The organism is Streptococcus vulneris, from assembly GCF_019218685.1.
In the GTDB taxonomy this organism is placed as follows: Bacteria; Bacillota; Bacilli; order Lactobacillales; family Streptococcaceae; genus Streptococcus; species Streptococcus vulneris.
Window position 1 is genome coordinate 1 of record NZ_JAHUZC010000043.1, and the last position, 332, is coordinate 332.

Genomic DNA, 332 nt, shown 5'->3' on the forward strand with positions numbered 1-332 from the left:
GCACGGTGTTGCCCTTGGCGGTGCCGGTGCTGCGCTTGCCCAGGACGGCGAAAGCGTCGTTCCACAGGTCCACCAGCGTCAGCGTATACAGCCGGCCGCCGGTGTCGGGCACGGACAGCACCACGGGGCCGGCACTCAGGTCCAGCCAGGCCGTGCCGCGCAACATGTCGGGATTGGCCCAGGGGGCGGCGGCGCCGGCCTGGGGCAGGCTGCGCACGAAGGCGTAGGCGTTGGGCGGCGTGTTCTGCGAGGGATGGGCGGCCTGACGCCGCGTCAGGTCCATGACCAGCAGCGGGTAGAAATACAGATAGCCTTCCATCGCTGCCTGGTGC

1 protein-coding gene is annotated in these 332 nt (G+C 70.2%); it reads right to left on the bottom strand.

The window, feature by feature from the left end; genetic code table 11:
• Positions 1-332 (bottom strand): DUF1254 domain-containing protein (locus tag KUA57_RS09520; RefSeq protein WP_218494162.1); only part of this gene is annotated, 332 nt, incomplete at both ends.